A 26,448-nucleotide genomic window follows, 5' to 3' on the forward strand; every position below is an offset into this window, starting at 1 on the left:
TAAATCAGCAAGTTATGCGTAACTCTTGAGAGATTCAGGAGGAATGAAAGCCTCCAGCTCATCCTCCACAGCTTCGATTATTCGCTCCACATCCGCCGCATTCATCACCGTGGCACAGGGAATGCCGGCGATCGCGATCAGGGTTTCGCCGCTGGCCCGATCGAACAGGCGGGCGACCAGGCTGCCGGGCGCATCCATGGTCGCCTCGAAACCCATTGGATGAAAATGCCAGCGCATCAGCTGGCAAGCATTGGGGAACGTGACCTTGCTTGACCCTTTATTCATGTGTTGCCCGCCTTCTTCATCGAGCGCTTCCGTTTGCTCATGGTAGGTGGGAAGAGCCTTCATTGGCCCAACCGGTGATTGCCTTAAAAGTAGCATCTGAATGTGAATTTCCTGTGAGAATTTTCAGTTCATTTAGCGATTGCGCGGACTTTTTTGATGTAAGTCACGGTTCACTCCAATCGTCGCCAAAATGCCATCACGGTCGGGTTATTGATGCAGCGCCAGAAGTTGGGCAAGCTCGGTTCTTTTTCCAAGAGTCCCTTATGCACGCCGATGATGACGGCCCGGAACAGACCCGGGCCACGGCCGAAACGGTCATGCGCTATCACCTGTGCTGGAAACACCGGGACCTGGATGGCGTGATGGCGCTGTACCACCCGGACATCCAGTACAACGATTTCTTCCAGAACCGCGTGCTTGGCCTCGACGAGTTGCGCGAGTACGTCCGGGTCAGCATGCCGCGTGAATCCGACGAAGCGCTGGAACATTGCGACCGCATCCGCATCGACGGCAATACCGCGTTCATTCAATACGAAGTGACGTTGCGCGGCGGTAACGGGCTAGTGTCGTTTCGGTCCAGCGAAGCGATCACGGTCAAGGACGGTCAGATCTGGCGGGTCAACGAATATGCCTCGCTGGTGCGCGAACAGGCCGACAGCCCGACGGCAAGCAGCCAGCGCCCGGCCGTGAGTCGGCTGGGTTTGTCGCCGCGCCAGTTGAGCTTCATGGCCGATGACTTGCAGCAGTATTTTCAAAGTCAGCAGCCTTATCTCGACCCCGAACTCGACCTGCAACGGGTGGCGAAGGAGTGCGGGTACAGCCGCAACCAGATTTCCTATTTGCTGAATCAGGTGTTGGGGCAAAGCTTCTACCGCTACGTCAATCAGGCGCGGCTGCAACATCTATTGCGGTCGCTGGACAACGCTGCTGCGCCGCTGCGCATCGACGAACTGGCCTTCGCCGCCGGTTTCAATTCGCTGTCGGCGTTCTATAGCTGCTTTCGCCAGCACACCGGCCAGTCGCCCAAGGCCTACGCGAAGCAAATTTCTTTGCGGACACGCGCGCAAGACAATTCCTGAGTTCTGCCTCTAGGATCGACGCCATCGAAACCTGGATTGGCGGAGTCTTGCATGCCGGCGTGGCGCACTATCAGTTTGTGGATGGACCAACTCGACGAGCCGCTGACCGCGCGTGCGTCGCTTGCGCAGGACCTGGACGTCGACGTGGCGATCATCGGCGCCGGTTACACCGGGTTGTGGACTGCGTACTACCTGAAACAACAGGCGCCGAGCCTGAACATCGCCATCATCGAGGCGCAAACCGCAGGCTTCGGTGCGTCCGGCCGCAATGGCGGCTGGTTGATGGGCAATCTGCTGGGGGAAGATCGCCTGCTGGCAGGGCTGTCGCCGCAACAACGCCGCGCTTCTTACGACTTGCTGCACGGCATTCCGGATGAGGTGGCGACTGTCCTCGAACGCGAAGGCATCGACTGCGATTACCGCAAAGGCGGGGTGCTGTACTGCGCCGCGCGCTATCCCGAGCAGGAAGTCAGTCTTCGCGATTACCTGAAAAAACTCCACGCCCAGGGACTGACCGACGACGATTACCGCTGGCTCAGCCCCGAACAGCTGGCGCAGCAGCTGCGCCTCGCCAAACCTTACGGCGGCATCTTCGCGCCACATGTGGCGACCATTCACCCGGCAAAACTGGTGCGGGGCCTGGCGCGAGCCGTCGAAAGCATGGGGGTGAAGATTTACGAAAACAGCCCGGTGACCCATTGGCAGGCCGGCAGCCTGCGCACCGACAAGGCCAGCGTGCGCAGCCGCTGGATCGTTCCGGCGATCGAAGGGTATTCGGTCACGCTGCCACCGCTGGGCCGTTATCAATTACCGGTACAGAGCCTGATCGTCGCCACCGAGCCGTTGTCCGCCGCGACCTGGGACGCGATCGGCCTCAGTCGGGGCCAGGCTTTCAGCGAGTTCAGCCGTCAGGTCACTTACGGCCAGCGCAGCGCTGATAACCGGCTGATCTTCGGCGCCCGTGGCGGCTATCAATTCGCCGGCAAGCTGCGCCACAACTTCGACCTGACCCGCGATGAAGTCGAGCAGCGCCGCTACCTGTTCGGCGAGCTGTTCCCTCAACTGAAAAACGTTCAGATCACCCACGCCTGGGGCGGCAATCTCGGCATGTCCCGGCATTTCAAACCGCACATGCTCTGTGATCGGGCCAACGGCATCGCGCTGTCTGGCGGCTATGGCGGGGAGGGTGTCGGCGCTTCCAACCTGGGCGGGCGGACGCTTGCGGATCTGATTCTCGAGCGCGACACCGAGCTGACACATCAACCGTGGGTGCTGCCCGACGGCGGGATCCACGCACTGCGAGCCTGGGAGCCGGAGCCGTGCCGCTGGCTCGGCTACAACGCGATCATCAAAAGCTTTGTCCACGAAGATCAGACCCTGGCCAACCCGGCGACCGCGCCCTGGCGGCGCAAGCTTGCCAGCCGCGTGGCCGGGTTCATGGAAGGTTTCATGCACTGAACGTTGTTTATCAAGAGACAGGTAACGCCATGAGCATCACCCAATTCAAGAACACCGCCACGTTGCAACTGGATGAGTCCAACCCGGTGGCCGTGCCGCTCGGCACGCCGGTGGCGATTGCCTCGACCACCAGCGTCGAGCGCGATGACGGCGTTGAAACCGGCGTCTGGGAATGCACGCCCGGTCGCTGGCGGCGGCAGATCACCGCTCAGGAGTTCTGCCATTTCATTTCCGGTCGCTGCACGTTCACCCCGGACGACGGCGGCGAAACCCTGCACATACAAGGTGGCGACGCGCTGATGTTGCCGGCCAATACGCTCGGGATCTGGGACATCGAGGAAACCGTACGCAAGACCTATGTCCTGATTTTCTGACGCTTTGATCCTTTTGATTGCCTGCCAACAACAATAGTCAACACAGGAATCGATCCATGATCCGAAAGACCCTCGCACTCGCACCCTTGATGCTCGCCGTCTCCCTCGCTCAGGCGGCGGATACGGTCAAGGTTTACAACTGGTCCGACTACATCGCGCCGGACACCGCCAAGAACTTCGAAAAGGCCAGTGGCATTGGCGTTACCTACGACGTCTACGACAGCAACGAAACCCTTGATGGCAAGCTGATGACCGGCAAATCCGGTTACGACGTGGTGTTTCCGTCCAACCACTTCATGGCGCGGCAGATCGAGGGCGGGGCGCTGAAGAAGCTCGACAAGAGCCAGTTGCCGAACTGGAAGAACCTCAACCCGGTGTTGCTCAAGGCCTTGCAGACCAACGATCCGGGCAACGAACACGGCTTTCCGTACCTGTGGGGCAGCACAGGCATCGGCTACAACATCGCCAAGGTCAAGGCCGTGCTGGGTGATAACGCGCCAGTGGACTCCTGGGACTTGATCTTCAAACCCGAATACATGGAAAAGCTGCAGAAGTGTGGTGTCGCGATCCTCGACAACGGCCCGGAACTGCTGCCGGCAGCGCTCAACTACCTGGGTTTGCCGCATCACAGCAAGAACCCCGAGGACTACAAGAAAGCTGAAGCGCTGCTGATGAAAGTGCGGCCGTATGTCAGCTATTTCCATTCTTCGAAGTACACCAGCGACTTGGCCAATGGCGACATTTGCGTGGCCGTCGGTTTCTCCGGCGACATCCTGCAAGCGGAAAATCGTGCCAAAGAGGCGAAGAACGGCATCGAAATCGGCTACGAGATTCCCAAGGAAGGCGCCGCGATCTGGTTCGACATGGTCGCCATGCCCGCGGATGCGCCGGACGAGAAGGCCGGCTACGCCTTCATGAACTACCTGCTGCAGCCCGACGTGATGGCCGGCATCAGCAACTACGTGCATTACGCCAATGGCAACGAACAGGCTGACAGCCTGATCGATCCGGCGATCAAAAATGACACCAAGATTTATCCGAGCCCGGAAATGATGGGCAAACTGTTCGCACTGGAGGCGATGCCACTGAACATCGACCGGATCCGCACGCGGGTGTGGAACAAGATTCGCACCGGCAGCTGAAGAAAACAGGCGAGGGCGGTACCGCCCTCGCCTGAACAGGTGCTGTTGGGACAACTTGATATCAATACACTGGCGTTGCACTGATAAAGTGCAGCAAAGTGAGACGCTGCTAACAAAAAACAACTTACCGATATTTAATATTTAAATAATAAATCGTCAGACAATTAGGCAGGCTCACTGCACTTGCAAACTTCTTTCTGGCGCACGCGCTTTGTTTACGGGAGTTTCCCGGAACAGTTCAATTTGATCTCAAAAAAACGCTAGACGTTAGATTTCAAATTGTGTCAGGTTTCTTACGCCTTCATTGGGCGAGTGATAGGACAATCTCGCCAGAGGTTGTCGCTATCGGACAAAAACTGTTCCATTGCTATACAAGGAAGTGTGTTTATGTCGAAAGTAAAAGCTAACGCTATTGATACCGCCGAACAGGCTTTCCAGCTGGGCGCGGCGCCGCAACCTCTGGCAGCGACCAGCACGGCGTATAACCAGATCAATAGCTTCAGCCATCAGTACGATCGTGGCGGCAACCTCACGGTCAATGGCAAACCCTCCTTTTCCGTCGACCAGGCCGCAACCCAGTTGCTGCGCGACGGCGCTGCCTACCAGGACAAGGACGGCAGCGGCAAAATCGAACTCACCTACACGTTCCTGACTTCGGCATCGTCCAGCACGATGAACAAGCACGGGATCAGCGGGTTCAGTCAGTTCAGCGCTCAACAAAAAGCCCAGGCCGTGCTCGCCATGCAATCCTGGGCCGATGTGGCCAACGTGACCTTCACCGAGAAAGCCTCGGGCGGCGACGGCCACATGACCTTCGGTAACTACAGCAGCGGCCAGGATGGCGCTGCAGCGTTCGCTTATCTGCCAGGCACCGGCGCCGGTTACGACGGCACGTCGTGGTACCTGATCAACAGTGGCTATACGCAAAACAAAAACCCGGATCTGAACAACTACGGTCGTCAGACCCTGACTCACGAAATCGGCCATACCCTTGGCCTGGCGCACCCGGGCGACTACAACGCCGGCAACGGCAACCCGACCTACAACGACGCGACCTACGGCCAAGACACCCGCGGCTACAGCGTCATGAGTTACTGGAGCGAAAGCAATACCAGCCAGAACTTCAGCAAGGGCGGCGTGGAAGCCTATTCCTCCGGCCCGCTGATGGATGACATTGCCGCGATCCAGAAACTCTACGGCGCCAACATGACCACCCGTACCGGTGACACCACCTACGGCTTCAACTCCAACGCCGGTCGCGATTTCCTCAGCGCTTCGTCGTCGGCCGACAAGCTGGTGTTCTCGGTGTGGGATGCGGGCGGCAAGGACACCTTCGACTTCTCGGGTTTCACCCAGAACCAGAAGATCAACCTTAATGAAGCCTCGTTCTCCGACGTTGGCGGCCTGGTGGGCAACGTGTCCATCGCCAAAGGCGTCACCATCGAGAACGCGATCGGCGGCTCCGGCAACGATCTGCTGATCGGCAACAGTGTGGCCAACGAGCTCAAGGGCGGTGCCGGCAACGACATCCTCTACGGAGCCGGTGGTGCCGACAAGCTGTGGGGCGGCGCGGGTTCGGACACTTTTGTGTTCGCGGCCAGCTCTGACTCCAAGCCGGGTGCGATCGATCAGATCCTCGATTTCGTCAGCGGCCTGGACAAGATCGACCTGACCGGTATCACCAAAGGCGCCGGCCTGCACTTCGTCAGCGCCTTCACCGGTGCGGCGGGTGATGCAGTGCTGACGTCTTCGGGTGGCAACAGCCTGTTGTCGGTGGACTTCTCCGGTCACGGCGTAGCTGATTTCCAGGTCAGCACCGTTGGCCAGGCAGCCGCCAGCGACATCGTGGCGTAATGTGACAAGGGAAAGCGGCGCTTGATGCGCCGCTTTCTTCGCTTGCTTCGTCTCGCTGCGTGCGCAAGGCTACACGCCGGAGTGATATTTCCTATGATTCAAAACCTCTTTTCCCGCATGGCAGTCACCTGTTTCATGCCGATGCTGATGATGATTTCTGGAGAAACAACCATGGCAAGCAGCCTCAGACTCGAAGATCCATCGGTATTTGCCGGACACTGGCAAGCCACGCTGACCGCCGCCCATGACGCTCCAGAAGCGCAGGCGCTGCAAGACAAACCCTCCAATACCTGCGTAATCGACCTTGAGCCGAACCAGACGCTGGGCCATGGGGCTGATTGCCTGAGCGCATGGCTGCAAGAAAACGCCATCGGCTGGTTTCCCGATCCGGACGGTCTGTCCATCACCGGCAAGGAAGGCTCAAGAATCAAGTTCTTCGGCCGACAACATGACGGACTTTATTCCAGCACTTTGAAGTCGGGTCTGATCGTGACGCTCAAGCGTATCGAGCAATAACGCTGCCGTTAATGAACGAAGCGAATATAAAGAAGTACCCGAAAGTTATAAGTATTCGAAAAGTTGTTGTGAAAGTGTAAGCGGATACTTGCAAGTCATCTCTCGCAGGTAAGCGATATAACAATTGAGCGCTCGACATTGTTGGGCGAGCTCAATCATTTCAGGAATGATCAATGAACATGGCGAAGGCCCCAGCCACCGCTCCCTTATTCAAGGCATTGGGTGACTATAAAAGCATTCTGATCAGCGTCGGATGCTTTACCGCACTGATTAACGTGCTGATGCTGGTGCCCTCCATATATATGCTGCAGGTCTATGACCGAGTGTTGTCTTCGCAAAACGAGACCACCCTGGCGATGCTGTCGCTGATGGTCGTGGGTTTCTTTGCCTTCATCGGGCTGCTGGAAGTGGTGCGCAGCTTTATCGTGATCCGCATCGGCAGCCAGTTGGAGCGCCGTTTCAATCTGCGGGTCTATCAGGCGGCGTTCGAGCGCAACCTGTTCAAGGGCGAGGGCAACGCCGGGCAGTCGCTGGGCGACCTGACCCACATTCGCCAATTCGTCACCGGGCCCGCGCTGTTCGCGTTCTTCGATGCGCCGTGGTTTCCGGTCTATCTGTTCGTGATTTACCTGTTCAACGTCTGGCTCGGCGTGCTGGCCACGGCGGGGGCGCTGCTGCTGATCGCGCTGGCGTGCCTGAACGAATACATGACCAAAAAGCCGCTGGGCGAAGCTGCCGGTTACTCGCAGAAATCCAGCCAGTTGGCCACCAGCCATCTGCACAACGCTGAAACCATTCAAGCCATGGGCATGCTCGGCGCCTTGCGCAAGCGTTGGTTCCAGGTGCATTCGCGCTTCCTTGGCCTGCAAAACCAGGCCAGCGACACTGGCGCAGTCATCAGCTCATTGAGCAAGACCTTGCGTCTGTGCCTGCAATCGCTGGTGCTGGGCCTCGGCGCATTGCTGGTGATCAAGGGCGACATGACCGCCGGCATGATGATCGCCGGCTCCATCCTGATGGGCCGGGTACTGAGCCCGATCGACCAGTTGATCGCCGTATGGAAACAGTGGAGCGGGGCGAAGCTGGCTTACCGCCGCCTCGATGCGCTGCTGCAAGCCTTCCCGCCGAGCGATGACGCCATGGCGCTGCCGGCACCGAAAGGCCAGATCACCTTCGAACAAGTCAGCGCCGGTCCTCCGGGACAGCGTGCCGCGACCCTGCACATGGTCAATTTCAACCTGGCGGCCGGTGAAGTGCTGGGCGTGCTCGGTGCCTCCGGCTCAGGCAAATCGACCCTGGCACGGGTGCTGGTCGGCGTATGGCCGGCCCTCGGCGGCACAGTGCGCCTGGACGGCGCCGACATCCATCGCTGGAACCGCGATCAGCTCGGCCCATATATCGGCTATCTGCCGCAAGACATCGAATTGTTCAGCGGCAGCATCGCCGAGAACATCGCCCGCTTCAGTGAAGCTGATCCGCAAAAGGTCGTGGCGGCCGCGCAACAGGCCGGCGTACACGAACTGATCCTGCGCATGCCGCAAGGCTACGACACGCAACTGGGCGAGGACGGCAGCGGTTTGTCCGGCGGCCAGAAACAGCGCGTGGCACTGGCCCGTGCGCTATACGGCAACCCGAGCCTGGTGGTGCTGGACGAGCCGAACTCCAACCTCGACACCGTCGGCGAAGCCGCATTGTCCAGCGCGATCGTGCAACTCAAGGCCCAAGGCACCACCGTGGTGCTGGTGACTCACCGTTCTTCGGTACTGGCCCAGGCCGACAAGCTGTTGGTGCTCAACGACGGTCGCCTGCAAGCCTTCGGCCCGAGCCACGATGTGCTCAAAGCGTTGTCCGGCAATCCGCCCGGCAACTCGCCACAACAAAGCGAAAAACCTGCACAGGCACCGGCCGGGCTCAGCATGAGCCGACAGTATCAGCCGACGACAAGGAATTCGGGTGTATGAGCAGCGCGAACATGAACACGCAAAACGAAGTGACGATGGAGCACGCGTACATCACCGAGCGGCCGGAGCGCGATGCGAAGTTCTTCGCCCGCATGGGCTGGATTCTGGCACTGGTCGGCGCCGGCAGTTTCTTTACCTGGGCGGCGTTGGCGCCACTGGATCAAGGCATTCCGGTGCAAGGCACCGTGGTGGTGTCGGGCAAGCGCAAAGCAGTGCAGTCGATGAGCAGCGGCGTGGTCAGCCGGATTCTGGTACGCGAAGGCGAGATCGTGAAGCAGGGCCAGCCGCTGTTTCGCCTCGACCAGACCCAGGTCGCCGCCGACGTGCAGTCGTTGCAGGCGCAATACCGCATGGCCTGGGCCAGCCTGGCGCGCTGGCAGGCCGAGCGTGACAACCTCAAGCAAGTGACCTTTCCGGCAGAACTGAGCGACAACGCCGATCCGCGCCTGGCACTGGTGCTCGAAGGTCAACGGCAACTGTTCAGCAGCCGTCGCGAAGCGTTCGCCCGTGAGCAGGCCGCTCTACGCGCCAGTATTGAAGGCGCCACTGCACAACTGGCGGGCATGCGTCGCGCCCGTACTGATCTCAACGCCCAGGCCGACTCGCTGCAACAACAGTTGAGCAACCTGCAACCGCTGGCAGACAACGGCTACATCCCGCGTAACCGCTTGATGGAATACCAGCGCCAACTGTCGCAGGTGCAGCAGCAACTGGCCGAGAACACTGGCGAAAGTGGCCGGGTGGAGCAGGGCATCCTTGAATCGCGATTGAAACTGCAACAGCACGGCGAGGAATACCAGAAGGAAGTCCGCACCCAACTGGCCGACGCGCAACTGAAAAGCGTCACGCTGTCCGAGCAACTGACCTCCGCCGGTTTCGACCTGCAACACAGCGAAATCCTCGCCACCGCTGACGGCGTGGCGGTCAACCTCGGCGTGCACACCGAAGGCGCCGTGGTGCGTCAGGGCGAGACCCTGCTGGAAATTGTCCCGCAAGGCACGCGCCTGGAAGTCGAGGGGCACCTGCCGATCAACCTGATCGACAAGGTCGGCACCCACCTGCCGGTCGACATCCTGTTCACCGCGTTCAACCAGAGCAAGACGCCACGAGTGCCCGGCGAAGTCAGCCTGATTTCCGCCGACCAGATGGTCGACGAGAAAACCGGTGTGCCGTACTACGTGTTGCGCAGCAGCGTCAGCGATCAGGCCATGGAGAAACTCAACGGTCTGGTGATCAAGCCCGGCATGCCGGCGGAAATGTTCGTGCGCACTGGCGAACGTTCACTCCTCAACTACCTGTTCAAGCCGCTGCTCGACCGCGCCGGTTCCGCGTTGACCGAAGAATAAGGATGTTCGGCTGTATGAATAAGCTTTCCATGCTGGCGGCAGCGTTCGCGCTGCTCGCGGGCAACAGCGCAGTGGCGGCCATGGGGCCGTTCGAAATCTACGAACAGGCGTTGCGCAATGACCCGGTGTTCCTCGGGGCGATCAAGGAACGCGACGCAGGCCTCGAAAACCGTGCCATCGGCCGCGCCGGCCTGTTGCCGAAACTGGGTTACAACTACAACAAGGGTCGCAACTCGTCCAAGGCCACGTCCCTCGACGAACGCGCGCGCAACCGCACCGATGACCGCAACTACAGCAGTTACGGCTCGAGCCTGACCCTGCAGCAGCCGTTGCTCGACTACGAAGCCTACGCGGCGTATCGCAAGGGCGTGGCCCAGTCGCTGTTTGCCGATGAGAACTTTCGCGGCAAGAGCCAGGAACTGCTGGTTCGCGTACTGGATAACTACACCAAGGCCTTGTTTGCCCAGGATCAGATCGACATCGCGCAGGCCAAGAAGAAGGCGTACGAGCAGCAGTTCCAGCAAAACGAGCACATGTTCAAGCAGGGCGAGGGCACCCGCACCGACATCCTCGAAGCCGAGTCGCGTTACGAACTGGCGACCGCCGAGGAAATCGAGGCGCGCAACGAGCAGGACGCCGCGTTGCGGGAACTGGGCGCACTCGTCGGGGTGCCGGCGGTGGACATCAGTGATCTGGCGCCGCTGGATCAGAACTTCCAGACCTTCGCCCTGATGCCAGCCAACTACGACACCTGGCACGAACTGGCGATCAGCAACAACCCGAACCTTGCGTCCCAGCGTCAGGCCGTGGAAGTGGCGCGTTACGAAGTCGAGCGCAATCGCGCCGGGCATCTGCCGAAAGTCAGTGCCTACGCCACGATGCGCCAGAACGAGTCGGAAAGCGGCAACACCTATAACCAGCGTTACGAAACCAACACCATCGGTTTCGAAGTCAGCGTGCCGTTGTATGCCGGCGGCGGGGTATCAGCCTCGACCCGTCAGGCCAGCCGCACCATGGAGCAGGCCGAGTACGAACTGGACGGCAAGACCCGCGAGACGCTGATCGAATTGCGCCGCCAGTTCAGTGCCTGCCTTTCCGGAGTCAGCAAATTGCGCGCCTATCAAAAGGCCCTGACCTCGGCCGAAGCGCTGGTGGTGTCGACCAGGCAAAGCATTCTCGGCGGCGAGCGGACCAACCTCGACGCGCTGAACGCCGAGCAACAACTGTTTACCACCCGCCGCGACCTGGCCCAGGCACGCTATGACTACCTCATGGCCTGGACCAAATTGCATTACTACGCGGGCACCTTGAGCGAACAGGATCTGGCGCGGGTGGATGAGGCCTTCGGACAAGGCCCACGAACACAATGACGCTGTAGCGTTTACGCAAAAGCTTCAACCCAAAACAACAAAAAGAGTGGTGAACATGGACGTACGCATCAAGCCGATTTCGGTCGGCACCCTGCTGCTTGTGATTTCTGCAAACCCGGCCCAGGCTCAATACCTCGACGCCGGCAAACCCGGCGATCCCGCCAGTTGGCGCAGCGCCGAATTTCTGCGTGACTGGGGCCTGGGCCGGATGCAGGCCGATCAGGCCTACGCCGTCGGCATTACCGGCAAGGGCGTGAAGATCGGCGCGCTGGACTCCGGTTTCGACGCCGCCCATCCCGAATTCGCCAGCGACCGTTATCACCCGGTGCTGGCCAGCGGCAGCTACCTTGACGGCTCGCTGTTCAACGTCAACGGCACCCTCAACCCGAACAACGACTCCCACGGCACCCACGTGGTCGGCACCATGGGCGCGTCCCGCGATGGCACCGGCATGCATGGCGTGGCGTACAACGCGCAAATCTACGTCGGCAACACCAACAAGAACGACAGTTTTCTGTTCGGCCCCAATCCTGATCCGCGCTACTTCAAAGCGGTGTACGACGCCCTGGCCGATGCCGGCGTGCGGGCGATCAACAACAGTTGGGGCAGCCAGCCGCCGGATGTCAGCTACCGAACCCTCGCGGACCTGCACGCCGCGTACGCCCAGCACTGGAACAAAGGCACCTGGCTCGATGCGGCGGCGGACGTTTCCCGTCGCGGCGTGATCAACGTGTTCAGCGCCGGCAACAGTGGCTATCCGAACGCCAGCGTCCGCTCGGCGCTGCCGTACTTTCAGCCGGATCTGGAAGGCCACTGGCTGGCAGTCTCGGGACTCGATCAAAGCAATCAGCAGAAGTACAACCAGTGCGGGATCGCCAAGTATTGGTGCATCACCACGCCGGGGGCGAAAATCGACAGCACCATTCCCGACGGCGGTTATGCGATCAAGTCCGGCACGTCGATGGCCGCGCCGCATGCCACCGGGGCGCTGGCGCTGGTGATGGAACGTTATCCGTACATGAATAATCAGCAGGCGCTCGAAGTGCTGCTGACTACCGCCACCCAACTCGACGGTTCGGTGACCGACGCGCCCACCGAGCGAGTCGGCTGGGGCGTGGCCAACCTGTACCGGGCGATGCGCGGGCCAGGGCAGTTGCTTGGGGCGTTCGACGCTAATCTGGCGGCCGGGCAGAGCGATGTCTGGAGCAACGACATCAGCGACAAAGCACTGATCCAGCGCCAGAGCGAAGACCTCGCCGAGCACAGTGCCTGGCAGCAGACACTGCAAAGCAAAGGCTGGCAGAACGGCCTGCCGGCAGGGGCCACTCAGCAGGATCAGACCGATTACGCCGTGGGCATGGCCCATGATGCAGCGGCTTCCACTCGGGTTTATCAAGGCAGTTTGATCAAGTCCGGCGACGGGCGACTGATTCTGACCGGTAACAACAGCTATCGCGGGCCGACCACGGTCAATGGCGGCCTGCTGACGGTGAACGGTTCGCTGACCTCGGCCGTGACCGTCAATGACGGCGGCGCCCTCGGTGGTTCCGGGCGAATCGGCGCGTTGACCGCCAACAGTGGCGGCCGCGTGGCGCCGGGCAATTCCATCGGCACGTTGAACGTGGCCGGTGACGTGAGCTTTGCGCCGGGTTCGACTTACGCCGTGGAGTTGTCTCCCACCGGCAGCGACCGCATCGTCGCCGGCGGCACCGCGTCCATCAACGGCGCCACCGTGAGCCTATCGCTGGAAAACAGCCCGACCTTGCTCAGCACCACCGAGGCCAGAAGCCTGCTCGGCCAGCAGTACGACATTCTGCAAGCAGCCGGCGGCATTCAGGGTCGGTTCGGTGCGGTGCTGCCGGATTACCTGTTTATCGGTGGCCGCCTGGCCTACAGCGACAACGGTATTGGCTTGAATGTCGAGCGCAACGGGACATCCTTTGCCAGTGTCGGCCAGACCCCGAATCAGCGCGCCGTGGGCGCCGCCGTGGAAGGCATGGGGGCGGGCAATTCCGTGTACGAAAGCCTTCTTTTGTCGGCCACCGCCAGTGACGCCCAACAAGCCTTTCAACAGTTGAGCGGTGAAATCTACCCGGCCCTTGGCTCGGTGCTGATCAACGACAGTCGGCAATTGCGCGACGCCATCGGCGAACGCCTGCACGATGCCCAAGCCACGCAAAACAACGGCTGGATCAAGGCGTTGGGCGCGTGGGGCAGCACCGATTCGCGCCAGGACACCGCCAGTTACAGCACCTCCATTGGTGGCTTGCTGGCCGGTGTCGACGGCGCGCTGGACCAGCAAACCCGCATCGGTCTGGTCACCGGTTACAGCGACAGTTCGCTGAGCATGGGCTCGGGCACGCATTCCTCGGCCAAGGTCGACAGCTATCACCTCGGCGCCTACGCCGGACACGACATCGGTGCCTGGCGTCTGAGCACCGGCGCCGCTTACAGCTGGCATCGCGCCGATGTGAAACGTGATTTGCAGTACGGCGACTTCAGCGCCAGGCAGAAAGCCAAGGTCGATGCCGCCACCACTCAGGTATTCGGCGAGGCAGCTTATCGGCTGAACCTGCAACCGCTGGCCCTGGAGCCGTTCGCCAACCTGGCCTACGTACACCTCGACACCGACGGCTTCACCGAGAAGGGCGACGCCGCCGCGCTGGACAGCGGCGACGATCAGCGCGACGCAGTGTTGAGCACCCTCGGCGTGCGGGCGATCAAGACCTTTGACCTGCCGTCTGCGCAGAAGCTGGAAGTGAGCGGCCATCTGGGCTGGCAGCACAGCCTGACCGACATCAACTCCGAACAGCATTTGCGCTTCGCCAGCGGCAGTACGCCGTACACGGTCGAAAGCTCGCCACTGGTGCGCGACGCTGCGCAGCTCGGCGTGCAGGCCAGCCTGGCGCTGACCCGCGACATGCGGATCAACCTCGATTACACCGGGCAACTGGCCAGCCGCGAGAAGCAGCACGGTGTGGGCCTGAGCCTGAACTGGCAGTTCTGACTCACCGAGAGATGATCGTTCCCACGCTCCCGCGTGGGAATGCAGACCGTGACGCTCCGCGTCACTGGACGCGGAGCGTCCCTAGAGGCATTCCCACGCAGAGCGTGGGAACGATCACGTCAACGATCACTTCAATAGACGGATTTTTCGCAACATCACTAAGGAAGGTCGCCGGATGAAAAACAACAACACACCCGCGCAATCGGGTGGATGCTTTCGCCTGAAAACTCTCAATTTCGCTTTGCTCTGCGCGCTGGCCACCTGGGGCAGCGCACACGCCGCGCCCTACGTGGAAAGCGGCCGGTCAGGGGATCCGGGCAGTTGGCGCAGCGCCGAATTCCAGGCCGACTGGGGCCTGGGCGCCATCGGTGCGGATTACGCCTACGCCGCCGGCTACACCGGCAAAGGCGTGAAACTGGGAATTTTCGACCAGCCGGTCTACGCCGCGCATCCGGAGTTTTCCGGTAGCAACAAGGTCGTCACCCTGGTTACCTCGGGGATCCGCGAATACACCGACCCGTACATCCCGGTCAAAGCCGGGGACGCGTTCCGCTATGACGGTTCGCCCTCGGTCGGTTCCGACGGCAAGCTCGGCGCCCACGGCACCCACGTCGGCGGTATTGCCGCCGGCAGCCGTGACGGCGGGCCGATGCATGGTGTGGCGTTCGGCGCGCAGATCATCAGCGCCGACAACGGCGACCCGGGCCCGGAAGACGGCATCGTGCTCGGCAATGACGGCGCGGTGTACAAGGCCGGCTGGGATGCGCTGATCGCCAGCGGCGCACGGATCATCAACAACAGCTGGGGCATCGGCATCACCGACCGCTTCGACCTCGGCGGCCGTGACCCGGCGTATCCGCATTTCACCGTCAACGACGCGCAAGTGCAGTTCAACGAAATCCGCACACTGCTGGGCACCAGACCCGGCGGCGCCTACGACGGCGCAATCGCTGCCGCACGCAGCGGAATCGTGACGATTTTCGCAGCGGGCAACGACTACAACCTGAACAACCCGGACGCCATTGCCGGCCTCGGTTATTTCGTGCCGGATATCGCGCCGAACTGGATCACCGTCGCCGCCCTGCAAAAGAACCCGGATCTGGCCAGTGCCAATCCGTACATCATGAGTACGTTCTCTTCGCGTTGCGGCTACACCGCGAGTTTCTGCGTCTCGGCACCGGGTACGAAAATCTTCAGCTCGATCATCGAAGGCACCAACGCCGATAACCTGACCACCGGCTACAAGAACTACAACGGCACCTCGATGGCCGCGCCGCACGTGGCCGGCTCCATCGCCGTGCTGATGGAGCGCTTCCCGTACATGTCCGGCGATCAGGTCGCCAGCGTATTGCGCACCACTGCGACCGACCTCGGCGCACCGGGCATCGACGCCCTGTATGGCTGGGGCATGATCAACTTGCGCAAGGGCATCGACGGCCCGGCGATGTTCGTCACCGAGCAGGACATTCCCGAAGAGTTCCGCATCCAGGGCGCTTACGGTTCCGGCCAGTTCGTGGCCGATCTGCCGGGCATCGGCGCGATCATCGATGCGGGCAAGCCCACCGAGCGCGTGTGCAACGACATCACCTGCGGGCTCGACACCTGGCGCAACGACATCTCCGGCCATGGCGGTCTGACCAAGCAAGGCATCGGCACTCTGGTGCTGACCGGCAACAACACCTACAGCGGCCCGACTCTGGTCAATCAGGGTCGACTGGCAATCAATGGCTCGCTGCAATCGGCGGTGACGGTCAATGACGGCGGTATTCTCGGCGGTAACGGCCGGATCGCCGCGCTGACCGCCAACCGCGGCGGCACCGTGGCGCCGGGCAATTCCATCGGCACCCTGAACGTGGCCGGTGATGTGACCTTCGCGCCGGGTTCGACCTATGCGGTGGAAGTGTCGCCGACCAGCAGCGACCGCATCGTCGCCGGCGGCAAAGCGGTGATCGAAGGCGCAACCGTGACCATGTCGCTGGAAAACAGCCCGACGCTGTTGACCACGGGCGAAGTGAAAAGCCTGCTCGGCACCCGGTTCAACATCTTGCAGGCAGCGGGCGGGATTGAAGGTCAGTTCGGACAAGTGTTGCCCGACTACGCGTTCCTCGGCGGTACCCTGGCTTACTCGGCGAGCGGTGTGCAACTGGACGTCGGACGTAACGGCGCCTCGTTCGCCAGCGTTGGCCTGACCCCGAACCAGCGCGCGGTCGGTGCTGCCGCCGAGCGCCTCGGCGCCGGCAATGCGTTGTTCGAAACCCTGTTGCTGTTGCCGTCGGCGGCCGCTGCGCAGGATGCCTTCCAGCAACTGTCCGGCGAGATTCACCCGGCCATCGGCACGCTGCTGATCAACGACAGCCGCTACCTGCGCGATGCCGTGGGCGAACGTCTGCGTGAACGGGATGTGTTTGATGCCAATGCACCAACCGACGATCGCAGCAATGCCTGGGTCAAAGTGCTGGGTTCATGGGGCAAGAGCGATGGCGGATCGAAATACGCCGATTCCACCAGCTCCATCGGCGGCCTGCTGGCCGGCGTCGACGGCTTGATCGCTGAAGATACCCGTCTGGGTTTCGTTACCGGTTATAGCGACAGCTCGTTGAGCATGGGCGAGGGGACGCATTCGTCCGCGTCGGTCGATAGCTATCACTTGGGTGCATACCTGGGACATCAGATCGATGCGCTGCGTCTGACCGTCGGTGCGGCCTACAGCTGGCATCGCATCGACGTCAAACGTGACCTGCAGTTCGGCGGCGTCAGCGGCAAACAGAAAACCAAGCGCGATGCGACCACCGCGCAAGTGTTCACCGAAGCGGCCTACGACCTGGGCCTGCAACCGATGAACCTGGAGCCGTTCGCCAATCTGGCCTACGTGCACCTCGACAGCGACAGCTTCACCGAGAAGGGTGATGCCGCCGCACTGAAAGGCGGTGAAGACAACCGCGACGTGGTGTTGTCGACCCTCGGTGTGCGGGCCAAACGTACCTTTGCCCTGTCGGAGAAACACCAGCTGGAACTGGGCGCAAGCCTGGGCTGGCAGCACAACTTGAGCAGCGTGGACTCCGACAGTCACTTGGCTTTCGTCAATGGCAACAGTGCGTTCACCGTGCAAAGTGTGTCGATGGATCGGGATGCAGCGGTGGTCGGCGTGCGCGCCGGGCTGGCGCTCAATCGCGATGTCCGGGTCAACCTGGACTACAACGGGCTGATCGGCTCCAACGAAAAGGATCACGGTGTGGGCCTGACGCTGGACTGGCAGTTCTAGGGTGTAACGGCAGTTCTTCAGAGAACTGCCGTTTTTGAAAGGAAGAGAGAGCACAACATGGGACTGTTCGATTACAAAAATGCCGACGGCAAAGCGCTGTACAGCGATGCCATCGCCCTGACGCTGTATGCCTACACGCCGACCGGGCAGGCTTTGCCCGGCACCGGCTGGAAGCCGATCGGCGCCACGGCGCTGGGCTATCAGGGCAAGGTCGGGGAGCAGGGCACGTTCTTCGGCGAGAAGGACGGCTTCACCAGTGCCGAAGCCGAAGTGCTCGGCAAGCACGACGCCGCGGGCAAGCTGATCGGCATCGGTGTGGCCTTCCGGGGCACCGGCGGGCTGGGTTACAGCGACACTTTTGGCGACATGAAAAACAATCTGCTGGCCGCCATCGGCCCGACGGATTACGCCACCCAGTACGCGAAAAACGCCTTCGACAATCTGCTCGAATCGGTGGCTGCTTTCGCCGTCGCCCATGGCATCGCGGCCAGGGACGTGTTGATCAGCGGCCACAGCCTCGGCGGCCTCGGGGTCAACAGCGTAGCGGAGTTGAGCGCGAGTCACTGGGGCGGGTTCTTCAAGGACGCCAACTACATTTCGTTCGCCTCGCCGACCCAGAGCAGCACCGGCACCAACGTGCTGAACATCGGTTATGAGAATGATCCGGTGTTCCGCGTGCTCGACGGCACCACGTTCAGTACCGCGTCGATGGGCAAGCACGACAAACCGCACGATTCGACCACCGACAACATCGTCAACTTCAATGACAACTACGCGTCCACCGCGCAGAACCTGGTGCCTTTCAGCATCGCCAATCCGCTGAACTGGTCGGCCCACAGCTCGCTGGGGTATGCCGACGGCCTGAATCGGGTGATCGCGTCGAAGTTCTACGGCCTGACGCACAAGGATTCGACGATCATCGTCTCCAACCTTGAGGAAGCGTCGCGGGGCAAGACCTGGGTCGAGGATCTGGGCCGCAGCGGCGAGCCGCACACCGGCAGTACCTTCATCATCGGCACCGACAGCGGCGACTGGCTAAAGGGCGGGGCGGGCAACGACTTTCTGGAAGGCCTGGGTGGCGATGACCGTTTCCGTGACGATGGCGGTTTCAACATCCTTCTCGGTGGTCAGGGTCACAACACCTTCGAACTGCAAAAGCCGTTGCAGAACTTCAGCTTCGCCAACGACGGCGACGGCACGCTGTACGTGCGTGACGCCTACGGCGGCATCAGCATGACCCGCGACATCGGCGCGCTGGTGAGCAAGGAGTCGGGGTCGTGGTGGGGCAGCAAGGACATCACCTGGACCGTCACTGCCAAAGGCCTGGCCAACGGTTCCGAACTGACTCAGTACAACCACTCGCTCAGCGGCGGCGCGATGGGCGACACCCTCAAAGCCACCGCTGACGGCGACTGGCTGTTCGGCTTGGGCGGCAACGATCACCTGCAAAGCGACAAGGCCCACGTGACCTTCGTCGGCGGCGCCGGCAATGACGTGATGAGCGCGGTGGGTGGCAACAATACCTTCCTGTTCAGCGGCGCGTTTGGCTTCGACGCGATCAATGGCTACCAGGGCAGCGACAAACTGGTGTTCATGGGCGTCGAAGGCGCAGGGCAGGGCTACGACTACAAGCAACACGCGTCGCAGTCCGGAAGCGATACCGTGCTGAAGATTGGCGATTTTGCCGTGACGCTGGTCGGGGTCGGTGTGGCTAATCTGTCGGATTCGAGTTTCGTCTTCGCCTGACAAACCTTGTGGGAGCGAAGAGGGCGTGTCAGTCACCCAACCGGTAACTGACAGACTGCGATCGCGAGCAAGTCGAATCGTCGCACCGTCGCTCCCACATTGTGACTGTGTAGTAAATGCTCCGGGGCGCCTCGGGAGGGGCGTTCTGGTTGTGAGCTATCTCTGAACAATTCCAACAAAAAGAGAGGCAACAGCAATGGGTGTGTATGACTACAAGAATTTCGGTACGGCGGACTCCAAGGCGCTGTTCAGCGACGCCATGGCCATCACGCTGTATTCCTACCACAACCTCGATAACGGCTTTGCCGTCGGTTATCAGCACAACGGCTTCGGCCTCGGTTTGCCGGCCACGCTGGTGACCGCGCTGATCGGCGGTACGGATTCCCAGGGGGTGATCCCTGGCATTCCGTGGAACCCCGACTCGGAAAAAGCCGCGCTTGATGCGGTGAAAAAAGCCGGTTGGACCCCGATCACCGCCTCGCAACTGGGTTACGAGGGCAAGACCGATGCCCGCGGCACCTTCTTCGGCGAAAAGGCCGGCTACACCAGCGCCCAAGTGGAAATCCTCGGCAAATACGACGCTCAGGGCCATCTCACCGAGATCGGCATCGCCTTTCGCGGCACCAGCGGCCCACGGGAAATCCTGATCGGTGACTCGATCGGTGACGTGATCAACGACTTGCTCGCCGCATTCGGGCCCAAGGATTACGCCAGAAACTACGTCGGCGAAGCTTTCGGCAACCTGATGAACGATGTGGTGGCGTTCGCCAAGGCCCATGGCCTGACCGGCAAGGACGTGCTGGTCAGCGGTCACAGCCTGGGCGGGCTGGCGGTCAACAGCATGGCGGATTTGAGCACCAGCAAATGGGGCGGGTTCTTCCAGGATTCCAACTACATCGCCTACGCCTCGCCGACCCAAAGCAGCACCGACAAGGTGCTCAACGTCGGCTACGAAAACGACCCGGTGTTCCGCGCCCTCGACGGCTCGACCTTCACCGGTGCATCCCTCGGCGTGCACGACGCGCCCAAGGAGTCGGCGACCGATAACATCGTCAGCTTCAACGACCACTACGCCTCGGCGGCGTGGAACGTGCTGCCGTTCTCGATCATCAACATTCCGACCTGGATCTCGCACCTGCCGACCGCTTATGGGGATGGCATGAACCGGGTGATCGAGTCGAAGTTCTACGACCTGACCAGCAAGGACTCGACGATCATCGTCGCCAACCTGTCGGACCCGGCGCGGGCCAGCACTTGGGTACAGGACCTGAACCGCAACGCCGAAACCCACAAGGGCAGCACGTTCATCATCGGCAGCGACGGCAACGACCTGATCCAGGGCGGCAGCGGCAACGATTATCTGGAAGGCCGCGCCGGCAACGACACGTTCCGCGATGGCGGGGGCTACAACATTCTGCTCGGCGGCTCGGGCAACAACACTCTGGAGTTGCAGAAGTCGGTCAATACCTACGACTTCGCCAACGACGGCGTCGGCAACCTGTACATCCGCGATGCCAACGGCGGCATCAGCATCACCCGCGATATCGGCAGCATCGTCACCAAGGAGCCGGGTTTTCTCTGGGGCCTGTTCAAGGATGACGTGACCCACAGCGTCACCGCGACCGGTTTGAAGGTCGGCAACAATGTCACTCAGTACGAGTCGAGCGTGAAAGGCACCGGCGGCGCCGACACCCTCAAGGCCAAGGCCAGCGGTGACTGGCTGTTCGGCCTTGACGGCAACGATCACTTGATTGGCGGAGCGGGCAACGACGTGTTCGTCGGCGGCGCCGGCAATGACCTGATGGAGTCGGGCGGCGGGGCGGATACCTTCCTGTTCAGCGGCGCGTTCGGTCAGGATCGCGTGTTGGGTTACACCGCCAATGACAAACTGGTGTTCCTCGGCGTGCAGGGGGTGCTGCCGGGCGACGACTTCCGCGCCCATGCCACGGCGGTGGGACAGGATACGGTGCTGAAATTCGGCGCTGATTCGGTGACGCTGGTCGGGGTTGCATTGAACAGCTTGAGTGCCGACGGGATTGTGATCGCCTGACGGCAAGCGTGGGGAGGGAGCAAGCTCTCTCCCCATCAAACCTTCCTATATCGAAAGTGACTCACCCGCCATTCCCTGACTCCAATCCCTGCACCAACAGGAAATGCGGCCTAAAGTCATGACGGCAACGTTCGTCATCCAAAGGCCGCCAACGAGTACAGGAGATTCACACGTGAAAGGTTTCAAGAGGTTTATCGGTATGACGGGACTGGCGCTGCTGTCGGCCAATGCCTGGGCCGATCTGCCTCACAGCTCGATTCTGAGCCGCTATGGCGTCACCACCGATCAACTGCCAAAACCGGCCGACAGTGACGACGTCAAACCCGTTGAAGAGAAAAGCCGCTTTTACATCCAGCCCGAACAACCGTTCGTGACGATTCGCATCGGCGAAGACCATGAACCGGAAATGACCGGTAACCTGAGCATCGACCGCATGGCGCAGCAGGAACGCCAACGTTGCCAGCGCTTGCAGGAAGAAATGGTCCGGCGCGGCGAGCGAGCGTTGAACTGCGATGGCTCCATCCCGGGCATGGCGTTACCCCGCTGACAAATGCAAAAAAGGCTGCGCTCCAACAGGAACGCAGCCTTTTTTGATGGGGTCGCGGTCAGTCTTCCTTGCGCACCGTGGCTACTTCGTCTGCACGTACACGCACCTTGGCGCCGGAAATATCCTTGAACTCATAGAAGCCATCCTCGGTTTTGGTGTCGGGCATGTCTTCGGTCAGGTATTGGGTGCCGTTCTGCAAGGTGACCACCGTCTGGGTAGAGCAGCCGGCCAGTGCCAACAGCGCCGCAACAGCCAACGGGATCCCGAGAGTCTTGATTTTCATAAGCAGCATTCCTGTTCATTTCGACCAATGTCGGCCTCTAACGCGGTTGGTGCCATTGCGCCCGGAAAAGTTCGATGGCCACCTGAAAAAAACCACACCGGAGGTGCCACTGATCTTTTTCCGTTTGCACCTGCGGGGGCAGGCTGGTATCTGTACGCATAACCAGTACTCGCTTGCCATGGCCCCGAATTCACCGTGACTGCCAATCCCCTCGACGACCCGTTCTATTACCTCAACAACTTCCGCCAGGTGCTTGATTGGCTTGAGCTTCGCTACGCCGACGTCATGAGCGAAGCGGAGCACGCCTTCATCCACGACTTCAAGGCACTGCCGCGCGGATCCCAGGGGTTGCTGGTGCGGATGGTCATGCGCAAGGGCGTGCATTTTCGCGCCGGCAAGCTGAATTATCCGGAAATAGGCGACATCGCCGAGGCGGCGCAACCGCTGCTGGAGCATGGCTGGCTCGATGAGCAGGCGCCGTTGGCGATGGCGGATCTGTTCGAGGTGTTGCTCAAGGCCGAGATCCTGCAAGCCTTCGGCCCGGCCATCGACCAGCCACGAGGCAAGAAAGTCGACTGGCTGCCGCTGCTGCACGAACAATTTCCCGAACCCCGCAGTTTCAGGCAGTGGTGCCCGACGCTGGCGGATCGGCTGTTCAGCCTGACGCTGATGCAGCTGTGCGACCGTTTTCGCCTGATGTTCTTCGGCAACCTGTATCAGGACTGGTCGGAGTTCGTGCTCGCCGACCTTGGCATCTTCACCTACGAAAAAGTCGAATTCAGCGCCGACTCCCGGGGCCTGCGTAGTCGTGCCGACGTCGATGCCTGTCTGTTTCTGCATGACTGCCAGTTGTATTTCGAGGCCGGCGAGCCGCTGGAGCCGATCGTCGAACAGGTCGCGGCGCTGCATTTCGACAACCCGTGGCTGCAACGCCGACGCGGCAAGCTGTTGTTCCAGATCGGCCAATACTGCGAGCGCATCGGCGAATTCGCCCTGGCCCTTAGGATCTATCGCGATTGCGCCTATCCCGGCGCCCGATTGCGGATGATCCGCGTGCTGGAGCGCAGCGCCGAATATGCGTTGGCGCTGGAACTGGCGGTGATTGCCGAGCAAGCGCCGGAAACCGCTACCGAACAGCAGGGCCTGCAACGGCTGTTGCCGCGCTTGCGGCGCAAGCTCGGCGGGCCACCGATCAAACGCACAGCGCCCGGTCTGGTGGAACGGCTGGATCTGCACCTGCCGCGTCTGGATCCGGCGTTGTCGGTGGAATATCACGTTCAGGCGCACCTGCACGAAGAAACGGGCCCGGTGCATTACGTGGAAAACAGCCTGATCAATTCATTGTTCGGCCTACTGTGCTGGCCGGCGATCTTCGCGCCATTGCCGGGCGCGTTCTTTCACCCGTTTCAGCGCGGGCCGGTGGATCTGCTCAACGAGGACTTCCAGCTGCGTCGTGCGCAGCTGTTTCAGGCCTGTCTGGCCGAACTCGACGATGGCCGCTATGCCGACACCATCCGCGCGCGGTTCGCCGCCAAATGGGGCGTGCAGTCGCCGTTCGTATTCTGGGGCGCGCTCAATGAAGAGCTGCTGGAGCAGGCGCTGGCCTGTCTGCCGGCCGAACACCTCAAGCACTGGTTCAGCCGTCTGCTGCTGGACATCAAGGCCAATCGCGCCGGCATGCCCGACCTGATCCAGTTCTGGCCGCAGCACAATACCTACCGGATGATCGAAGTCAAAGGCCCGGGCGATCGCTTGCAGGACAACCAATTGCGCTGGCTGGAGTTCTGCCATACGCACCGGATGCCGGTCGCCGTGTGTTACGTGCAATGGGCGGAGCAGGGCGCTTGAGCTACAGCATCGCGGTGCGGGCGTTGTGCGAATTCACCGCCAAAACCGGTGACCTCGACTTGCGCTTCACCCCGTCACCGACCGCGCTGGAGGGGATTGCCGGGCATCGTACGGTGGCGTCCCGGCGCAACGACGCTTACCAGAGCGAAGTGGCGCTGGAGGGCGCATTCGGGCCATTGAAGGTCAAGGGCAGGGCGGACGGCTACGACCCGACGCAGAACTGCCTGGAAGAAGTCAAAACCTACCGCGGCGACTTGAGCAAACAACCGGCCAATCATCGTTCACTGCATTGGGCCCAGGCGAAAATCTATGGCTGGTTGATGTGCTGTCGATTGCAGCTTGAGCAGATCAATCTGGCGCTGGTGTATTTCGACATCGTCACGGAAAAGGAAACCTGTCTGGTCGAGGCGTTCAGCGCCGAAGCGCTGCGGCAGTTCTTCGAACGACAGTGCGGTTTGTTTCTGGCGTGGGCCGAACAGGAAATGGCCCACCGCGAAGCGCGCAACCATGCGGCGCAGCAGTTGGGTTTTCCCCATGCCGCCTTTCGCCCCGGCCAGCGTCACCTCGCCGAATCGGTGTTCAAGGCTGTCAGCACCGGCCGCTGTCTGATGGCTCAGGCGCCGACCGGGATCGGCAAGACACTCGGTACCCTGTTTCCGATGCTCAAGGCGTTGGCGCCGCGGCAACTGGACAAGGTTTACTTCCTCACCGCCAAGACACCCGGACGCAAACTGGCGCTGGATGCGGCGCAAGTGCTGTTCGATCACAGCGCAACCCTGCCCCTGCGGGTGCTGGAAATGGTCGCCCGGGACAAGGCCTGCGAACACCCGGACAAGGCTTGCCACGGCGAATCCTGCCCGTTGGCCCAGGGTTTTTACGACCGTTTGCCCGCTGCCCGCGAAGCCGCCAGCCAATTGCGCCTGCTGGATCAGGCTGCACTGCGGGACGTCGCCGCGCAGCACGCGGTGTGTCCTTACTACCTGAGCCAGGAAATGGCCCGCTGGGCCGACGTGGTGGTGGCCGACTACAACTACTACTTTGACTTCAGCGCGCTGCTGTTTGGCCTGGCCCAGTTCAATCAATGGAACGTCGCCGTGCTGGTGGACGAGTCGCACAACCTGGTCGAACGCGGTCGGCAGATGTACAGCGCCACTCTCGATCAGGCGACACTGGGCAGCGTGCGCAAAACCGCGCCCGAGGCCTTGAAGAAGTCGCTGCAGCGGGTCAACCGTGAATGGAACGCCCTGCACAATGACCAGTTGGCGCCGTATCAGGCCTACGACAAGGCGCCGGAAAAACTGCTGCAGGCGCTTTCTTCCTGCACGGCGAGTATCGGCGACTACCTCAACGATCACCCGCAAGGGCTCGACAGCGCGTTGCAGAACTTCTATTTCGAGATGCTGCAGTTCGGCCGGGTAGCAGAGCTGTTCGACGCGCATTACCTGTTCGACATCAGCAAACGCGACCTCGAGCGCAAGCGACCGTTATCGCAGCTGTGCCTGCGCAACGTGGTGCCGGCGGCGTTCATCGGCCCGCGCCTGAGTGCGGCGCGCAGCAGCGTGCTGTTTTCCGCAACCCTCAGCCCGCGCCACTATTACGCCGACTTGCTCGGCACGCCGGCCGCCACCGTCTGGATCGATGTCGAATCGCCGTTCAGCGCCGAACAATTGCAGGTGCGGATCGTCAGCCGGATTTCCACCCGTTTCACGCACCGTCAGGCATCGCTGGAGCCGATTGTCGAGCTGATCGCCCGCCAGTTCAGTGAGCGTCCGGGCAACTACCTGGCGTTCTTCAGCAGTTTCGATTACCTGCAACAGGTCGCGCAGTTGCTCGCCGAGCGGCACCCGCACATCACCCGCTGGCAGCAATCCCGGGGCATGACCGAAGGCGCGCGGCAGGACTTTCTCGATCAATTCACCGCCGACAGCCAGGGCGTCGGTTTTGCCGTGCTCGGCGGCGCGTTCGGTGAAGGCATCGATCTGCCCGGCGCACGGCTGATTGGCGCATTCATCGCCACCCTCGGGCTGGCCCAGCTCAATCCGGTCAATGAACAGATGAAGCGGCGCATGGCCGCGATCTTCGGTGCCGGTTACGACTACACCTACCTGTTCCCCGGCGTGCAGAAAGTGGTGCAGGCCGCCGGGCGGGTGATCCGTACCCAGCAGGATCGCGGCGTGGTGATGCTGATCGATGATCGCTTTGCCGAAAGTCGCATCCGCCAATTGCTGCCACGCTGGTGGCACCTCGATCTCGCAGAAGCACCTTTCCAATCCGCCGGTTTGCCGCATACTCCGGTGATTGAAAAACTGTTTTGAGCCAA

The 26,448-nt window shown here is 61.3% G+C and carries 18 protein-coding genes; 16 read left to right on the forward strand and 2 right to left on the reverse strand.

Features of this window, described 5'->3' with window-relative positions; genetic code table 11:
* Positions 1-12: 12 nt before the first annotated feature.
* Complete coding sequence (locus I5961_RS13750) at positions 13-285, reverse strand: DUF1652 domain-containing protein (protein ID WP_011334086.1); 273 nt, start codon at positions 283-285, stop codon at positions 13-15.
* Between the two features lie 263 nt (positions 286-548).
* Here I5961_RS13750 and I5961_RS13755 point away from each other — a divergent pair, with 263 nt between their 5' ends.
* From I5961_RS13755 to I5961_RS13820, 14 genes are all read left to right on the forward strand, one after another.
* Entirely contained in the window at positions 549-1,364 is an 816-nt protein-coding gene (locus I5961_RS13755; protein ID WP_085696208.1) for a helix-turn-helix domain-containing protein, read from the forward strand.
* A 51-nt stretch (positions 1,365-1,415) separates the two neighbouring features.
* Positions 1,416-2,822: an NAD(P)/FAD-dependent oxidoreductase gene (locus I5961_RS13760; protein WP_227235513.1), complete on the forward strand. Its 1,407-nt coding sequence runs from the start codon at positions 1,416-1,418 to the stop codon at positions 2,820-2,822.
* A 29-nt stretch (positions 2,823-2,851) separates the two neighbouring features.
* Positions 2,852-3,196 carry a cupin domain-containing protein gene (locus tag I5961_RS13765; RefSeq protein WP_011334089.1) on the forward strand — a complete coding sequence of 115 codons (345 nt, stop codon included), beginning with the start codon at positions 2,852-2,854 and terminating at the stop codon, positions 3,194-3,196.
* Positions 3,197-3,252: 56 nt separating this feature from the next.
* Positions 3,253-4,338: a polyamine ABC transporter substrate-binding protein gene (locus tag I5961_RS13770; protein WP_227235514.1), complete on the forward strand. Its 1,086-nt coding sequence runs from the start codon at positions 3,253-3,255 to the stop codon at positions 4,336-4,338.
* 387 nt (positions 4,339-4,725) lie between these two features.
* Positions 4,726-6,192: a serralysin family metalloprotease gene (locus I5961_RS13775; protein ID WP_227235515.1), complete on the forward strand. Its 1,467-nt coding sequence runs from the start codon at positions 4,726-4,728 to the stop codon at positions 6,190-6,192.
* Positions 6,193-6,285: 93 nt separating this feature from the next.
* A complete protein-coding gene (locus tag I5961_RS13780) occupies positions 6,286-6,708 on the forward strand; it encodes an AprI/Inh family metalloprotease inhibitor (RefSeq protein WP_170929683.1) in 423 nt (140 codons plus the stop codon).
* A gap of 173 nt (positions 6,709-6,881) precedes the next feature.
* Positions 6,882-8,669 (forward strand): type I secretion system permease/ATPase, encoded by a 1,788-nt coding sequence (locus I5961_RS13785; protein WP_227235516.1) that lies wholly within the window; start codon positions 6,882-6,884, stop codon positions 8,667-8,669.
* Positions 8,666-10,015 carry an HlyD family type I secretion periplasmic adaptor subunit gene (locus tag I5961_RS13790; RefSeq protein ID WP_227235517.1) on the forward strand — a complete coding sequence of 450 codons (1,350 nt, stop codon included), beginning with the start codon at positions 8,666-8,668 and terminating at the stop codon, positions 10,013-10,015. Before I5961_RS13785 ends, I5961_RS13790 begins: the two co-directional genes overlap by 4 nt.
* 2 nt (positions 10,016-10,017) lie before the next feature.
* Entirely contained in the window at positions 10,018-11,385 is a 1,368-nt protein-coding gene (locus I5961_RS13795; RefSeq protein WP_085696202.1) for a TolC family outer membrane protein, read from the forward strand.
* Between the two features lie 55 nt (positions 11,386-11,440).
* Positions 11,441-14,392, forward strand: a complete 2,952-nt coding sequence (locus tag I5961_RS13800) for an autotransporter serine protease (protein WP_227235518.1) — start codon at positions 11,441-11,443, stop codon at positions 14,390-14,392.
* Between the two features lie 175 nt (positions 14,393-14,567).
* Positions 14,568-17,654, forward strand: coding sequence for an autotransporter serine protease (locus I5961_RS13805; RefSeq protein ID WP_227235519.1), 3,087 nt, complete (start codon positions 14,568-14,570; stop codon positions 17,652-17,654).
* Positions 17,655-17,711: 57 nt separating this feature from the next.
* A complete protein-coding gene (locus I5961_RS13810; RefSeq protein WP_227235520.1) occupies positions 17,712-19,400 on the forward strand; it encodes a polyurethanase in 1,689 nt (562 codons plus the stop codon).
* Positions 19,401-19,596: 196 nt separating this feature from the next.
* A complete protein-coding gene (locus tag I5961_RS13815) occupies positions 19,597-21,450 on the forward strand; it encodes a polyurethanase (RefSeq protein WP_227235521.1) in 1,854 nt (617 codons plus the stop codon).
* Positions 21,451-21,622: 172 nt separating this feature from the next.
* On the forward strand, positions 21,623-21,997 hold the full coding sequence (locus I5961_RS13820; RefSeq protein WP_085702996.1) for a hypothetical protein: 375 nt from the start codon (positions 21,623-21,625) through the stop codon (positions 21,995-21,997).
* A 58-nt stretch (positions 21,998-22,055) separates the two neighbouring features.
* Here the strand turns inward: I5961_RS13820 and I5961_RS13825 are convergent, their stop codons facing one another.
* Positions 22,056-22,280, reverse strand: a complete 225-nt coding sequence (locus I5961_RS13825; RefSeq protein WP_085696196.1) for a YgdI/YgdR family lipoprotein — start codon at positions 22,278-22,280, stop codon at positions 22,056-22,058.
* 195 nt (positions 22,281-22,475) lie between these two features.
* Here I5961_RS13825 and I5961_RS13830 point away from each other — a divergent pair, with 195 nt between their 5' ends.
* Both I5961_RS13830 and I5961_RS13835 read left to right on the forward strand, forming a co-directional pair.
* Positions 22,476-24,128, forward strand: coding sequence for a VRR-NUC domain-containing protein (locus I5961_RS13830; RefSeq protein ID WP_227235522.1), 1,653 nt, complete (start codon positions 22,476-22,478; stop codon positions 24,126-24,128).
* Complete coding sequence (locus I5961_RS13835) at positions 24,125-26,443, forward strand: ATP-dependent DNA helicase (RefSeq protein WP_227235523.1); 2,319 nt, start codon at positions 24,125-24,127, stop codon at positions 26,441-26,443. Before I5961_RS13830 ends, I5961_RS13835 begins: the two co-directional genes overlap by 4 nt.
* Positions 26,444-26,448: the final 5 nt, after the last annotated feature.

It is taken from the genome of Pseudomonas sp. IAC-BECa141 (assembly GCF_020544405.1).
In the GTDB taxonomy this organism is placed as follows: domain Bacteria; phylum Pseudomonadota; class Gammaproteobacteria; order Pseudomonadales; family Pseudomonadaceae; genus Aquipseudomonas.

Bases quoted from the DNA above. Each gene is read 5' to 3' on its own strand.
- I5961_RS13750 (WP_011334086.1), bottom strand. From the start codon at position 285: ATGAATAAAGGGTCAAGCAAGGTCACGTTCCCCAATGCTTGCCAGCTG.
- I5961_RS13755 (WP_085696208.1), top strand. From the start codon at position 549: ATGCACGCCGATGATGACGGCCCGGAACAGACCCGGGCCACGGCCGAA.
- I5961_RS13760 (WP_227235513.1), top strand. From the start codon at position 1,416: ATGCCGGCGTGGCGCACTATCAGTTTGTGGATGGACCAACTCGACGAG.
- I5961_RS13765 (WP_011334089.1), top strand. From the start codon at position 2,852: ATGAGCATCACCCAATTCAAGAACACCGCCACGTTGCAACTGGATGAG.
- I5961_RS13770 (WP_227235514.1), top strand. From the start codon at position 3,253: ATGATCCGAAAGACCCTCGCACTCGCACCCTTGATGCTCGCCGTCTCC.
- I5961_RS13775 (WP_227235515.1), top strand. From the start codon at position 4,726: ATGTCGAAAGTAAAAGCTAACGCTATTGATACCGCCGAACAGGCTTTC.
- I5961_RS13780 (WP_170929683.1), top strand. From the start codon at position 6,286: ATGATTCAAAACCTCTTTTCCCGCATGGCAGTCACCTGTTTCATGCCG.
- I5961_RS13785 (WP_227235516.1), top strand. From the start codon at position 6,882: ATGAACATGGCGAAGGCCCCAGCCACCGCTCCCTTATTCAAGGCATTG.
- I5961_RS13790 (WP_227235517.1), top strand. From the start codon at position 8,666: ATGAGCAGCGCGAACATGAACACGCAAAACGAAGTGACGATGGAGCAC.
- I5961_RS13795 (WP_085696202.1), top strand. From the start codon at position 10,018: ATGTTCGGCTGTATGAATAAGCTTTCCATGCTGGCGGCAGCGTTCGCG.
- I5961_RS13800 (WP_227235518.1), top strand. From the start codon at position 11,441: ATGGACGTACGCATCAAGCCGATTTCGGTCGGCACCCTGCTGCTTGTG.
- I5961_RS13805 (WP_227235519.1), top strand. From the start codon at position 14,568: ATGAAAAACAACAACACACCCGCGCAATCGGGTGGATGCTTTCGCCTG.
- I5961_RS13810 (WP_227235520.1), top strand. From the start codon at position 17,712: ATGGGACTGTTCGATTACAAAAATGCCGACGGCAAAGCGCTGTACAGC.
- I5961_RS13815 (WP_227235521.1), top strand. From the start codon at position 19,597: ATGGGTGTGTATGACTACAAGAATTTCGGTACGGCGGACTCCAAGGCG.
- I5961_RS13825 (WP_085696196.1), bottom strand. From the start codon at position 22,280: ATGAAAATCAAGACTCTCGGGATCCCGTTGGCTGTTGCGGCGCTGTTG.